Source organism: Clostridium sp. MCC344 (assembly GCF_018785365.1).
GTDB lineage: Bacteria > Bacillota > Clostridia > Lachnospirales > Lachnospiraceae > Pilosibacter.
Window position 1 is genome coordinate 130,491 of record NZ_WQPQ01000060.1, and the last position, 13,925, is coordinate 144,415.

The 13,925-nt window shown below is 49.9% G+C and carries 11 protein-coding genes; 8 read left to right on the forward strand and 3 right to left on the reverse strand.

Translation table 11 applies throughout. The annotated features are described in order from the left end of the window. The first annotated feature begins 149 nt into the window (after positions 1–149). The 7 genes from aguA (at position 150) to GPK90_RS14150 (ending at position 8,666) form a co-directional block, all read left to right on the forward strand. Complete coding sequence (gene aguA / locus GPK90_RS14120; RefSeq protein ID WP_215703278.1) at positions 150–1,280, forward strand: agmatine deiminase; 1,131 nt, start codon at positions 150–152, stop codon at positions 1,278–1,280. A 187-nt stretch (positions 1,281–1,467) separates the two neighbouring features. Next, the gene (gene aguB / locus GPK90_RS14125) at positions 1,468–2,334 is read left to right on the forward strand and encodes an N-carbamoylputrescine amidase (protein ID WP_215703279.1); all 867 of its coding nucleotides are present in this window, start codon (positions 1,468–1,470) and stop codon (positions 2,332–2,334) included. A 299-nt stretch (positions 2,335–2,633) separates the two neighbouring features. Continuing rightward, on the forward strand, positions 2,634–3,716 hold the full coding sequence (leuB, locus tag GPK90_RS14130; RefSeq protein WP_215703337.1) for a 3-isopropylmalate dehydrogenase: 1,083 nt from the start codon (positions 2,634–2,636) through the stop codon (positions 3,714–3,716). 528 nt (positions 3,717–4,244) lie between these two features. Further along, entirely contained in the window at positions 4,245–5,333 is a 1,089-nt protein-coding gene (gene serC, locus GPK90_RS14135) for a 3-phosphoserine/phosphohydroxythreonine transaminase (protein ID WP_118298645.1), read from the forward strand. Between the two features lie 35 nt (positions 5,334–5,368). Further along, entirely contained in the window at positions 5,369–6,535 is a 1,167-nt protein-coding gene (locus GPK90_RS14140) for a phosphoglycerate dehydrogenase (protein ID WP_215703280.1), read from the forward strand. Positions 6,536–6,885: 350 nt separating this feature from the next. Further along, entirely contained in the window at positions 6,886–7,974 is a 1,089-nt protein-coding gene (gene trpS, locus GPK90_RS14145) for a tryptophan--tRNA ligase (protein WP_118298647.1), read from the forward strand. 74 nt (positions 7,975–8,048) lie between these two features. Further along, complete coding sequence (locus GPK90_RS14150; RefSeq protein WP_215703281.1) at positions 8,049–8,666, forward strand: DedA family protein; 618 nt, start codon at positions 8,049–8,051, stop codon at positions 8,664–8,666. Between the two features lie 721 nt (positions 8,667–9,387). Here GPK90_RS14150 and GPK90_RS14155 read toward each other — a convergent pair. The 3 genes from GPK90_RS14155 to GPK90_RS14165 form a co-directional block, all read right to left on the reverse strand. Continuing rightward, positions 9,388–10,296 carry a radical SAM protein gene (locus GPK90_RS14155; RefSeq protein ID WP_215703282.1) on the reverse strand — a complete coding sequence of 303 codons (909 nt, stop codon included), beginning with the start codon at positions 10,294–10,296 and terminating at the stop codon, positions 9,388–9,390. A 193-nt stretch (positions 10,297–10,489) separates the two neighbouring features. Beyond that, positions 10,490–10,657: a hypothetical protein gene (locus tag GPK90_RS14160; protein ID WP_182426555.1), complete on the reverse strand. Its 168-nt coding sequence runs from the start codon at positions 10,655–10,657 to the stop codon at positions 10,490–10,492. 191 nt (positions 10,658–10,848) lie between these two features. Further along, a complete protein-coding gene (locus GPK90_RS14165; protein WP_118321267.1) occupies positions 10,849–11,340 on the reverse strand; it encodes a DNA-deoxyinosine glycosylase in 492 nt (163 codons plus the stop codon). 243 nt (positions 11,341–11,583) lie between these two features. On the opposite strand from GPK90_RS14165, the gene ftsH reads away from it, so the two are divergent. Beyond that, the gene (ftsH, locus tag GPK90_RS14170; RefSeq protein WP_215703283.1) at positions 11,584–13,674 is read left to right on the forward strand and encodes an ATP-dependent zinc metalloprotease FtsH; all 2,091 of its coding nucleotides are present in this window, start codon (positions 11,584–11,586) and stop codon (positions 13,672–13,674) included. The last annotated feature ends 251 nt before the right edge of the window (positions 13,675–13,925 follow it).

Consider the following 13,925-nt stretch of genomic DNA (forward strand, 5'->3'; position numbering starts at 1 on the left):
ATAAAACAAAAATCCCATCGGCGAAGCTGAATTGGAATGAATTTTTGCCCGTAATTTGCCATGCATCCGAAGGGAAGCTCCGGGGGAGGTTCCTGCAGGTGTGAGGGTACTGAACAGTTACTAATAAAGACAGAAAGAGGAAACAGAACATGAAGAAACTTCACACACTCCCGGCCGCGGATGGATTCCGCATGCCCGGGGAATTTGAACCTCACCGGGGCTGCATCATGATCTGGCCGAAGCGTCCGGGAAGCTGGAACTACGGCGCAAAGAAGGCCAGAGAGGCATTTAAGCGTGTGGCATGGGCGATCGCCGAGAGCGAGGAAGTCTTTATGCTGGCGGAAGCGGATGTGGAAGAGAACGCGAGAGAAATGCTGACCGGAAATCCGGGACATGAGATCCATGTGATCCGGATGGAGTCTGATGACGCCTGGGCGAGAGATGTAGCTCCGACGTTTGTGGTGAACGATGAAAAAAATGTCCGCGGGATCGATTGGGAGTTCAATGCCTGGGGAGGCGATGTGGACGGACTCTACGCACACTGGGAAAAGGATGATCAGGTTGCGGAGAAGGTCTGCGAGGAACTCCATTATGACTGCTATGAGGCGCATCCGTTTGTTCTGGAAGGCGGCTCGATCCATTCGGACGGTGAGGGAACGGTCCTCGTGACAGCAGCCTGCCTTTTGAGTGCGGGAAGAAATCCAAAGCTTTCAAAGCAGGAGATCGAACAGAAGCTCTGCGATTATCTCGGAGCGCAGAAAGTGATCTGGCTGGAGCGCGGGATCTACAACGATGAGACGAACGAGCATGTGGACAATATCTGCGCTTTCGTGAGACCGGGGGAGGTCGTCCTCGCCTGGACGGATGACGAGACGGACCCGCAGTATGCGATGTCAAAGAGCTGTCTGGAGATCCTGGAGCGCGAGACGGACGCGATGGGACGAAAGATCAAGGTTCATAAGCTTCCGATTCCGAAAACACCGATCTGCGTCACAGAGGAGGATCTCGGCGGCTATGAGTTCGAGGACGGAGAGGACACGAGAGAAGTCGGAGAGCGGCTGGCGGCAAGTTATGTAAACTTCTATATTTCAAACGGCGGAGTGATCGTCCCGCAGTTTGGGGATGAGCATGATGAGGCGGCAGTGGAGATCTTAAAAGCGGCATTCCCGGAGCGGACTGTCTATCCGGTGCCGGCGCGGGATATCCTGCTCGGAGGCGGAAACATCCACTGCATCACGCAGCAGATCCCGGAAGGAAAGAGCAGAGAGTCACAAGCCTGAATAGCATCAGAGTACCGGAAATGGGAAAATGAGATTTCTATGTCCGGAAAATTTTTAAATATCTGAAACTGAAATCTGGAGTCATGAGGGTACAGCTGAGTTTCAGAAACCCAAAACAAAGTCTGCGCAGGCAAAAAAAGAGCAGATGCGCAGAGGAAAAATAAGATCACTGGCAGGAGGAAGAAGAATGCGAAAGGTGAAAGTTGCGGCGGTACAGATGCGCTGCACGAGAGATGTAAATGAAAATATCGCGAACGCGGAACGGCTTGTAAGAAAAGCGGCGGCGGACGGTGCGCAGATCATCCTGCTGCCGGAGCTCTTTGAACGCCAGTATTTCTGCCAGGAGCGCCAGTACGAATACTATGAGTTTGCGAAGCCGGTGGAGGAGAATGATGCGGTAAAGCACTTTGCGAAAGTCGCAGAGGAGCTTTCTGTCGTCCTTCCGATCAGCTTCTATGAAAAGGACGGGAAACGCCTGTTCAACACGGTGGCGATCCTTGATGCGGACGGAACGAACCTAGGGATCTACAGAAAGACCCACATCCCGGACGACCACTATTATCAGGAAAAATTCTATTTCACACCGGGAGATACCGGATTTAAAGCATTTAAGACCCGCTACGGGACGATCGGCGTCGGCATCTGCTGGGACCAGTGGTTTCCGGAGACCGCACGATTTATGGCGGTAAAGGGCGCAGAGCTCTTATTTTATCCGACAGCCATCGGCAGCGAGCCGATCCTCTCCGTGGACAGCATGCCCCACTGGAGACTCTGCATGCAGGGACATTCCGCGTCGAACCTGATGCCGGTGATCGCGGCAAACCGCGTGGGACTAGAAGAGGTAACGCCATGTGAGGTAAACGGAAACCAGAAATCAGCCCTGAAATTCTATGGCTCCTCCTTCATCACGGACGGTGCCGGTGAAGTGATCCGGTCTATGGACCGCGACAGCGAGGGCGTGATCACAGCGGAGTTTGACCTGGACGAGCTGGAGCGCGAGCGCTTCTCCTGGGGACTTTTCCGTGACCGCAGACCGGAGATGTACCACGAATAAAGAAAAAGAGAACAAAGGCAGATACCGATGGATTTTTCCGGGGTATCTGCCTTTCTTTATCTTGGCCGGATAGGACTAACTTTTTTACCGATGTCGAATCATTTTTGAGGAACAATCAGAATATAACCCTGATTCATACAACAGATAGAAAACATGTATGCCGGTAATTTCTCCCGATTTCTTGAAAAATAAGAAAATTTAGAGTATGATTACATGGAAAAGAATGGGTCGGGATGGATCCGGAATATAAAAAGAAGATCCTTGGATTCAAGTCCATGGGATCATGGAGGGTAAAAGAGATGGAATACACGATCGCAGCGATCTCCGGCGACGGGATCGGTCCGGAAATTGTAAGAGAGGCAAAAAAAGTTTTAGATAAAATTGGACAGAAATACGGCCATAAATTCAACTACGAGGACGTCCTCATGGGCGGAATCTCCATCGACACCTACGGGGTGCCGCTGACAGATGAGGCGCTTGAGACTGCAAAGAAGAGCGATGCCGTTCTTTTAGGCGCAGTCGGCGGAAATGTCGGAAACTCCCGCTGGTATGATGTGGCTCCGAACCTGAGACCGGAGGCAGGTCTTCTTACGATCCGCAAAGGCTTAAATCTGTTTGCAAACATCCGCCCGGCGTACCTCTACAATGACCTTGCCGGTGCATGCCCGTTAAAGAAAGAGATCATCGGGGACGGCTTTGACATGGTCATCGTCCGCGAGCTTACAGGTGGTCTGTATTTCGGCGAGCGCCACACAGAGACGGTAGACGGTGTGGAGCAGGCAACAGATACTCTTGTATACAGTGAGAAGGAGATCCGCCGCGTAGCGATCAAGGCCTTCGAGATCGCAATGAAGAGAAAAAAGAAAGTGACGAGTGTCGATAAGGCAAACGTTCTTGATTCCTCCAGACTCTGGAGAAAAGTTGTAGCGGAAGTCGCAAAGGACTATCCGGAAGTTACACTTGAGAACATGTTAGTCGATAACTGCGCAATGCAGCTTGTCATGAATCCGCGCCAGTTCGACGTCATTTTAACTGAGAACATGTTCGGCGATATCTTATCCGACGAGGCGAGCATGATCACAGGTTCCATCGGAATGCTGTCCTCCGCAAGCTTAAACGAGAGCAAATTCGGTCTCTACGAGCCGAGCCACGGTTCCGCACCGGATATCGCAGGCAAGGACATCGCAAACCCGATCGCGACGATTCTCTCCGCAGCGATGATGCTCCGCTTCTCCTTCGATCTTGATAAGGAAGCAGATGCGATCGAAGACGCAGTGAGAAAAGTCCTTGCGGACGGTTACCGCACTGTGGATATCATGGATGAGGGCATGAAGCAGGTTGGAACGACCGAGATGGGCAACCTGATCTGCGAGAGGATCTGAGAATGACCGGGCCCGGATTTCTCAGTGAGAGAAAAAAGGGAGAGATCACGCAGATACAGAAAGTAAAATAGAAAGAATACAGAAAGACAGAGTACATATAAAACATATGCAGTCTGTCTTTCTTTTTTTTTACGCCAAAGTCCGCTGCTTCTATTGAGTAAAGATATAACTGACGTACCATAATCTTACACGATAGGGAAATGAAAATCTAACATGGTTTATCTGCTTGAGATAAAATCCGATTTTCTCAGAGAAATCTAATAAAATTCGGAACTGTCTCATCGAAATTGTAAAAAAAGAGACTAAAAAAAGAAGAAAGTTTACATAATTCCCGAAAATAAAAAATTTTATCATTGATTTGCCGGGTGACTTGTGCTAGGATATATGACAAATCAGCCCGATTCGAGACTTCACATTGGTAGAGAAGAGACAAGGTGAAGTAATACAACGGATCATGCGACTGGGCTGGATTCGTGGCCGCCCCTTAGAGGAGAGACCATAGAGCAATCAGAGAGGGGAACAGAATTTATGAGCAGAGTTTACAACTTTTCCGCAGGTCCGGCTGTGTTGCCGGAAGAAGTATTAAAAGAAGCAGCAGCAGAAATGCTGGATTATAACGGAACCGGAATGTCCGTTATGGAGATGAGCCACCGCTCAAAAGCGTTCGAGGAGATCATCCAGACGGCAGAGCAGGATATCCGTGATCTTTTAAAGATCCCGGACAATTACAAAGTCCTGTTCTTACAGGGCGGCGCACACCAGCAGTTCGCTGCAGTTCCGTTAAACCTGTTTAAGAACCGTGTCGGCGATTACATCATCACTGGACAGTGGGCAAAGAAAGCATGGAAGGAAGCAAAGCTTTACGGAACCGCAAATGCTATCGCATCCAGCGAAGACAAGACATTCAGCTATATTCCGGACTGCTCCGATCTTCCGATCGACGAGAATGCTGACTATGTCTACATCTGCGAGAACAATACGATTTACGGAACAAAATTCCACACACTCCCGAATACAAAAGGAAAAACACTTGTCTCTGATGTCTCCTCATGTTTCCTCTCAGAACCGATGGATGTCACAAAATACGGCGTGATCTACGGAGGCGTCCAGAAAAATATCGGACCGGCCGGCGTTGTCATCGTGATCATCCGGGAAGACCTGATCCGCGAGGACGTTCTTCCGGAGACACCGACGATCATGCGCTACGATGTACAGGCGAAGGCAGGCTCTCTCTTCAATACTCCGCCGTGCTACGGAATCTATATCTGCGGCAAGGTATTCAAATGGCTGAAGAAACAGGGCGGTCTGGAAGCCATGAAAGTGAGAAATGAAAGAAAGGCAAAGATCCTCTACGATTACCTGGATCAGAGCAAAATGTTCCATGGAACAGTAAGAAAAGAGGATCGCTCGATCATGAACGTACCGTTCGTGACAGGTGACAAAGACCTCGATGCCCTGTTCGTAAAAGAGGCAGAAAAGGCCGGATTCGTGAACTTAAAAGGTCACCGCACCGTCGGCGGTATGAGAGCCAGCATCTACAATGCAATGCCGGAAGAGGGCGTTGTAAAGCTTGTAGAATTCATGAAAAAATTTGAGGCGGAGCACGCGAACGCGTAAGGCTGCCGGATCGAAAAGATTACAGGAGAGACATTATGAGAAAGATTTGCTGTTTAAATCAGATCTCCCACTACGGTACAGACCGCCTCACAGGAGATTATACATTTGTAGATGACATCAAAGATGCGGAAGGAGTCATGGTCCGCAGCGCATCCCTTCATGAGACAGAATTCCCGGAGAGACTTCAGGCGATCGCGAGAGCCGGAGCCGGAGTCAACAACATCCCGCTCGATGAGTGCGCGAAAAAGGGAATCGTCGTATTCAACACACCGGGTGCAAATAAGAACGGTGTAAAAGAGCTTGTACTTGCAGGCCTGTTCCTGACATCCAGAGACGTCATCGGCGGCGTGGAATGGTGCAGAGAGCATGCAGGTGAGGAAGATATCGCAAAGAAGATGGAAAAGAGCAAGAAAGCCTTTGCAGGAAATGAGATCAAGGGCAAAAAGCTCGGTGTCATCGGACTCGGCGCGATCGGCTGCGAGGTAGCGAATGCGGCTGCAGCTCTCGGAATGGAAGTATACGGATACGACCCGTTCATCTCCGTCAACGCGGCATGGATGCTGTCCCGCTCCGTAAAGCACATCATGGACGTCAACACGATCTACCAGGAGTGCGATTACATCACTGTTCATGTTCCGCTTCTGGATTCCACGAAATATATGATCAACAAGGACGCTTTCGATCAGATGAAGGACGGCGTTGTGATCTTAAACTACGCGAGAGATCTTCTTGTCAATGACGATGACATGGAAGCAGCATTAAAGGCAGGAAAAGTAAAGAAATATATCACAGACTTCCCGAACGCAAAGACATCCGCGATGGAAGGCGTGATCGCAACTCCGCATCTCGGCGCTTCCACAGAGGAATCTGAGGACAACTGTGCGGTGATGGCTGCGGATGAGTTAAAGGATTACCTGGAAAACGGAAATATCAAGAATTCCGTAAACTACCCGGCATGCGACATGGGGGTATGCCAGGTTGCAGGAAGAATCGCCCTGCTCCACGCAAATGTTCCGAACATGATCGGCCAGATCACCTCGATCCTTGCGGCTGAGGGGATCAACATCGCGAACATGACAAACAAGAGCCGCGACAAATACGCCTACACACTTCTGGATCTTGAGGACCCGGCAAAGGCAGAGGCGGTGAGCCATCTGGAGAAGATCAGCGGAATGTATAAAGTCCGCGTGATCAAAGGATGAAAACAGATTTACAGGCCCGATGTGTACGGATAAAAACGGAAAACGGTCTGTGATCTCATAATACTGAAAATGATAGAAAGATCCGGTCATGGTGAGAAAACTCATCGTGACCGGATCTTTACTTGTTACGCGAACAAAGAGCCAAAGTCCGTAGAATCCTGCAAAAAGAGCGGTTATGCTTGCAAAAGAGGCGAATCCGCTTTATAATTCTATCATAACGCCTCCGGGTGCCGTGACCACGATCAGATGGATCAGGGCGCTTTGGAATAAAAGAGAAAGATCCAGGCCGCAGGAAGGTCTAAATGACCGGAATGGCTGCCTGCTAACACAGAACAGAAAGGAACATTGTTGTGGGAAAAGTAATTTTAACAGGAGACCGCCCGACCGGACGTCTTCATGTAGGACATTATGTAGGATCTTTGAGAAGAAGAGTGGAGCTTCAGAACTCCGGAGAGTACAGCGATATCTATATCATGATCGCTGATTCCCAGGCACTTACAGACAACGCGGATAACCCGGAGAAGGTCCGCCAGAATATTCTGGAGGTTGCCCTGGATTACCTGTCCGCAGGTCTTGATCCGGAGAAATCCACGATCTTTATCCAGTCCATGGTGCCGGAGCTCTATGAGATGACCGCTTACTATATGGATATCGTTACCGTTTCCAGATTACAGAGAAACCCAACTGTAAAGAGCGAGATCCAGATGAGAAACTTCGAGGCGAGCATCCCGGTCGGTTTCTTCACCTACCCGATCAGCCAGGCTGCCGATATCACCGCATTTAAGGCAAACGTGGTCCCGGCCGGTGAGGACCAGATGCCGATGGTTGAGCAGACAAGAGAGATCGTTCACAAATTCAATACGGTATACAACACAGACGCACTCGTGATGCCGGAGATTCTTCTTCCGAGCAACGACGCATGCCGCCGTCTTCCGGGAATCGATGGAAAGGCGAAGATGAGCAAATCCTTAGGAAACTGCATCTATCTTTCCGATCCGGAGGAGGAAGTAAAGAAGAAAGTCATGTCCATGTACACAGATCCGAATCACTTAAAAGTCAGCGATCCGGGACAGGTGGAAGGAAATACCGTCTTCACATATCTCGATGCATTCTGCAAGGACGAGTACTTTGCAGAGTTCTGGCCGGATTACAAGAATCTCGACGAGGTGAAGGAACACTACTCCCGCGGCGGACTCGGCGATGTAAAGGTGAAAAAGTTCTTAAACCGTGTGCTTGAGGAAGAGCTTCGCCCGATCCGTGAGAGAAGAAAGAAATGGGAGCAGGACATCCCGGCTGTATACGAGATCTTAAAGAGCGGAAGCGAGAAGGCAGAGCGCGTGGCTGCCCAGACCTTAAAAGAGATGCGCGAGGCGATGAAGATCAACTACTTCGATGATGCGGCGCTGATCGCGGAGCAGAGCCAGAAATATAATGGCTGATCGGAGAAAAAGGAAATGAATAATGCAGATCAGCTCCACATATATTGTACCCATGGCAAAGCGGGGGTGCGTGTATGCGGGAGCTGGTACTGGAACTGATGGGGGAATACGGAAATCTTGCCGTATTCCTCCTTATTTTAGTGGAAAATCTGTTTCCTCCGATCCCTTCGGAGGTGATTCTGACATTTGGAGGTGTCATGACGACCTGCACGGACATGACGCCCGGCGGGGTGATCCTCTTCTCAACGGCCGGGTCCATGGCGGGAGCAGTCATTCTTTACGGAGCCGGGAGATTCCTTCCGGATGAGATATTTCGGAAACTGCTCTGTGGAAAGGCCGGACAGCTGCTCCATTTCAGACCGGAGGATATCGACCTCGCGAAAGACTGGTTCCGGGATCGCGGGAAGTCTGCAGTCTTTTTGTGCAGACTGGTCCCGATCGTCCGGAGCCTGATCTCCATTCCCGCAGGGATCGCCAGGATGCCGGTCGTCCCGTTTCTTGCTTTCACGGCGGCGGGGAGTTTTCTGTGGAATACGGTTCTCGTCTATGCAGGCAGGATCGCCGGAGATTCCTGGGAGAAGGTGTCAGCTGCGTTCGGGGTGTACTCAGATCTCTTTCTGATGGTGGCGGGGATTTCTGTCACATTTGCAGTATTGTTCCGGGGATGCGGGGAGAGAAAAAGAAGTGGATAACCCCGGGGATTTAAGACGAATGCAGGTGAACGTTGGTGCATCCTCTTAGTCAGCGCAAGCTGTTAGATGCGGTATTCTTGCAGAGTAAAAATCCGGGGCGGAGAAATCCAGTAATATACAGAGAATACTGACAGATAAAATTATTTGAATAATTATACACAATACAACAATTAACTAACAATAATAAAATAAATAAAAATATTTCTAAAAACATGTTGACAAAATGGGACTTATCGCATATAATAAAGACATCAAAAAGAAAGAGAGAACAAAGCAAAGAAGACGAAAAGGTTCGTACTTAAAAGATTCTAAGTAAAGGAGGTACAGTCCACCGAACACATAAGTCTCGTTCCATTTTTCAAATCTGAAAAATCCGGAACAAAGGAAACACACAAAACCGGGTAATTGATCGAAAAAAAGATTATTTGAAATCCTTCGAGATATGACGAGAAAGTATCGAAAAGAGAAATACAATGATCGATATGAGAACAAAAAATATAAACTTTCGGAAAAAGCCGGCGGAGTGAAAAAGAAAAACTTCATATAGAAACAAAATCTAATGAAAACGAGGTAAGATCCATTGGATAACGCAGAACATTAAGGTGGGTATCGAAACAGAAAAATTGATTCGGTACCCACCTTTTATGATGTTTGTATCCAGGAAGCTGCCGGTGCTGACTCTGTCATCATCAATCCTGTCGGTCTGAACTTCTACCGGCTCTCAGATCCCCTCACAGTCAAACGGCGGCGTATATTCTTCTTTGGCGCTGCTTCTTTCCTGCATGAAGCCCTCGGTGAGACCGAGATCGATGGCGGTATCAACGACCTTGTTATACTCGTAGGAGGTGATCCGGCGGTTGATCTCCGGGTAGTCCGCGCTCCTGTAAAACGGCGTGTACTGGCTCATGATACTGATGAGATACTGGTGTTCCGGGAGGTTCTCTTTGATCCAGTGCAGGAGCCGGATCGAATCATCCTTTGCCCCCGGAAGGACCATATGGCGGATGACGACGCCGCGGTCCAGCATGGACGGGCTCTTTTGATTCCAGGTAAGTCCGCCGGTGAGGCGGATCATTTCTTTTATCGCGGCGGAAGCTTTCTCAAAATAGTCCGGAGCGGCAGAGTATTTTTTTGAGAGACCGCTGTCCATGTATTTGAGGTCCGGAAGCCAGATATCGACGTAGTCGGCGAGATCCCGGATCGTCTCGATCTTTTCATATCCCCCGCAGTTGAAAACAACCGGGATCTGAAGCTTTGGCTTTGCGAGATCCAGGGCACGGATGATCGACGGAGCGAACTGCGTCCCGGTCACGAGATTGATGTTTGCGGCGCCTTTTTCCTGAAGCTCCAGGAAGATATCAGAGAGCCGGGAAGCGGAGATCGTCTTTCCGTAGTTTTCATGGCTTAACTGGAAATTCTGGCAGAACACACAGCGCAGTGTACAGCCGGAGAAAAAGACGGTCCCGCTTCCGGTCGTACCGCTGATGCATGGTTCTTCCCACATATGTAAGGCGGCTCTGGCGGCGCGCAGTTCATGTCCGGCGCCGCAGAAGCCTGTGGATACTGTCCGGTCAACATGACATTCCCTCGGACAGAGGGTGCATGACCGGTAGATGGATTCATTTAACATAATCGTTGTACTTCTTTCTTTATTTGATCATATTTGGCTTGCAAGTTTCCGGTGCATCGAGAGAAGTTTCCGGATGCACGGATGAGTAGAAAAAATGGTTCCTGCACCACAGAGCGAAAATATCTAAACGAAAAATCCCGTATGATGCAGTTGTGAATGCATATTTTGCAGATATGGTCCGTGAAAGTCGGACTCATTTTTTTTCGTCAGGCAGATAATGGTAGAGATCCTGATAATGCTCAAGCTCTGCGTCACTTTCCGGGAGCGCCGGGATCAGACCGGTACAGTCGGTGGCGGAGCAGGACTGGATGTCGATCTCCCAGTCGGTATCAGCTGACTTATTTTTTGATGGTTCTTTCATACGATCACCTCCTGGCTGATAGTTTTCGATGGTGAGAGGGAAAACATGCAGGAAAGTAATTCATAAAAAATTTTATCATGAAAAATGCCGGCAGAACAGACGATGCTGGAGCAAATGAGTGCAGGAACCTTCTGTTACAGTGCGCGGGCATGGCGCGTGTCCTGTAAACATTCATACCGGGGCAGCGTGCATTATCTGATATACGGAAGGATCACATTCCATGCACCCTTTAATTTTTCGAGCGACCACGCCGCATTCGCCGGACTCGTGGACGGCAGGGAGACGGCGGGGATCCCGGTCACGGCTTCCTGATATTTCCTGTAATAATTCCAGGAAGTCTTTCCGTTGCAGAAGATCGCCCGGATATCGGCGGTGGACAGGATCACGGAGAGGTCGTTCGGCACGACATCGCGGATCGAACTGTCGCTGGAACCTTCGATCGAGCAGGAGGCAATCACATCCCAGAGCGCGATGCGGTGGGAGAGGAGAAAAGCCTTTTTCTCATCGATCGTGTCCGGAACCGGAACATCCAGGACTCCGGCCAGGGTTTTCCAGAAGCGGTTCTGCGGATGATGGTAGAAAAAATGTCCTTCCCTGGATTTGACGGACGGGAAAGATCCGAGGATCAGGATCTTTGAATTCCGGTCAAATACGGGCGGGATCGGATGAATCACAGTGTTCATGATCATTTGCCTTTCAGATATGATAAAACTTTCGGACGGAACGTACATCTTGTATTGTAGCCTTTCTGAAAATTCTTGTAAACACGTAAATTTCATACTTTTTTTATTGCCTTATGGGGAAACTCAAATTATAATGATTAGGTATAACTATTTGAACAGTTACAATAGTTATAATTTTATATCACAGAATGCGGGCAATGTCCCCAAAAGGTGATATATGCGCTAAAGAAGTGGAGAAGATAAATGGACAACAACAATCAGAACAGAAAGCGGCCCAGCGGACAGAATATCGGGGTTCTCGCCCTGATCCTCGTGATCACGCTGATCGCTGTGACCGTCATGAACAACATGGTCCGCAAAAACCAGACCCAGGAACTCGGGTATGAGGAGTTTGTGGAATACTTGAAAGAGGGAGAGATCGATACGGCGAAGATCTCCGGCAACAGGATCTATTTAACGCCAAAGACTTCTTCCACAAAGCTTTCACGTTTTATCCAGTATTATACAGTGAGAATTCCGGACTCTGAACTTGCGGAGCGTCTTTTAGACTCCAACGGAGTCCATGTGGTGGCAGAAGATACGAGTACGAGTGCCAGCATCCTGAATTTCCTGATGGGATGGGTACTTCCGTCGGCACTGATGATCGGACTTCTCTATATGATGTACAGCCGGATGGGCGGCGGAGGAATGATGGGCGTCGGAAAGAGCAACGCCAAGGTCTACGTCCAGAAGGAGACCGGAGTCACGTTCGCGGATGTTGCAGGTGAGGATGAGGCGAAGGAATCCCTTGTGGAGATCGTCGATTTCCTGCACAACCCGCAGAAATATACAAAGATCGGTGCAAAACTGCCGAAGGGAGCGCTCCTCGTGGGTCCTCCTGGAACCGGTAAAACACTGCTCGCAAAGGCGGTAGCCGGTGAGGCGCACGTTCCGTTCTACTCCCTCTCCGGTTCCGATTTCGTTGAGATGTTCGTCGGCGTGGGTGCGTCCCGTGTCCGCGACCTCTTCAAACAGGCACAGCAGTCCGCCCCGTGTATCATCTTTATCGATGAGATCGATGCGATCGGACGCAGCCGTGACAGCCGTTTCGGCGGAAATGATGAGAGAGAACAGACCTTAAACCAGCTCCTCTCCGAGATGGATGGATTTGATTCCTCCAAGGGACTTCTCGTCCTCGGAGCGACAAACCGTCCGGAGATCCTGGATCCGGCGCTTTTAAGACCGGGTCGTTTTGACCGGCGTGTCATCGTCGATAAGCCGGACCTGAAAGGTCGTGTGAGCATCCTGAAAGTACATTCGAAGGATGTGCGTCTGGATGAGACGGTAGACTTCGAGGAGATCGCCCTTGCGACTTCCGGCGCCGTCGGTGCGGACCTTGCGAATATGATGAACGAGGCAGCGATCAATGCGGTCAAGAACGGTCGTCAGGCTGTCTCCCAGAAAGATCTCTTCGAGGCAGTGGAACTTGTCCTTGTCGGTAAAGAGAAGAAAGACCGGATCCTGAGCAAAGAGGAGCGCCGGATCGTCTCCTACCATGAGGTCGGACACGCGCTTGTAACCGCTCTCCAGAAGGATGCAGAGCCGGTCCAGAAGATCACGATCGTTCCGCGAACAATGGGCGCGCTGGGATATGTGATGCAGGTTCCGGAAGAAGAGAAATTCTTAAATACGAAGAAAGAGCTCGAGGCAATGCTCGTTGTCTCTCTTGCCGGACGTGCGGCGGAGGAGATCGTCTTTGATACCGTGACGACCGGAGCGGCAAATGATATTGAACAGGCGACAAGAGTCGCAAGAGCGATGGTTACCCAGTACGGAATGTCGGATAAATTCGGTCTGATGGGTCTTGAGACGCAGGAAAACCAGTATCTGACCGGACGCACCGTGATGAACTGCGGTGATGCGACAGCTGCCGAGATCGATACGGAAGTCATGAAGATGTTAAAAGAGGCCTATGCGGAGGCGAAACGTCTTCTCTCTGAAAACAGGGATGTGATGGATAAGATCGCAGCATTCCTGATCGAGAAAGAGACGATCACCGGCAAGGAATTCATGAAGATCTTCCGTGAGGTCAAGGGAATCCCGGAGCCGGAGGAAGGCCAGAAGGACGATCACAGCCGGATGGGCGGCGAGAGCGCTGAGACTGTTGAGTCTGCAGAGAACGGGAACAGGCAGCCGGAGATGGCAGCGGGATCTGAACAGCCGGCAGCTGAGCAGGTTCAGAATCCGGTGCAGGATGGAAACAGCGTGATGCCGCAGGATCCGGAGCAGAAGACAGCAGAAACTCAGAACGGTCAGCATGGATCGGACAATGGTCAGGGACCGGCGGAGCTGTAACAGCCTGATCCGGATCGACAGGATTCCGCGAAATTGCAGTCGGTGGATCGAGACAACCGGAAAATGAAATACAGAGGTAGAATGATATCGGAAGATGTTGTTCTGCCTTTTCTTTTTAGACCGTATTTGGCGCTGCATTTACCTAAAAACAAAAAAGTTCATAGAAAATACAAGAATATCTGGTAGAATAAACATTGGTTTGAGTATGATAACGTTGTGACCGCGGATTTTGCCGATTCGGAATGCGAAGC

What these genes read in the sequence shown, in the direction of transcription:
- aguA (WP_215703278.1), top strand. Translation starts at nt 150, where the DNA reads ATGAAGAAACTTCACACACTCCCGGCCGCGGATGGATTCCGCATGCCC.
- aguB (WP_215703279.1), top strand. Translation starts at nt 1,468, where the DNA reads ATGCGAAAGGTGAAAGTTGCGGCGGTACAGATGCGCTGCACGAGAGAT.
- leuB (WP_215703337.1), top strand. Translation starts at nt 2,634, where the DNA reads ATGGAATACACGATCGCAGCGATCTCCGGCGACGGGATCGGTCCGGAA.
- serC (WP_118298645.1), top strand. Translation starts at nt 4,245, where the DNA reads ATGAGCAGAGTTTACAACTTTTCCGCAGGTCCGGCTGTGTTGCCGGAA.
- GPK90_RS14140 (WP_215703280.1), top strand. Translation starts at nt 5,369, where the DNA reads ATGAGAAAGATTTGCTGTTTAAATCAGATCTCCCACTACGGTACAGAC.
- GPK90_RS14150 (WP_215703281.1), top strand. Translation starts at nt 8,049, where the DNA reads ATGCGGGAGCTGGTACTGGAACTGATGGGGGAATACGGAAATCTTGCC.
- GPK90_RS14155 (WP_215703282.1), bottom strand. Translation starts at nt 10,296, where the DNA reads ATGTTAAATGAATCCATCTACCGGTCATGCACCCTCTGTCCGAGGGAA.
- GPK90_RS14160 (WP_182426555.1), bottom strand. Translation starts at nt 10,657, where the DNA reads ATGAAAGAACCATCAAAAAATAAGTCAGCTGATACCGACTGGGAGATC.
- GPK90_RS14165 (WP_118321267.1), bottom strand. Translation starts at nt 11,340, where the DNA reads ATGAACACTGTGATTCATCCGATCCCGCCCGTATTTGACCGGAATTCA.
- ftsH (WP_215703283.1), top strand. Translation starts at nt 11,584, where the DNA reads ATGGACAACAACAATCAGAACAGAAAGCGGCCCAGCGGACAGAATATC.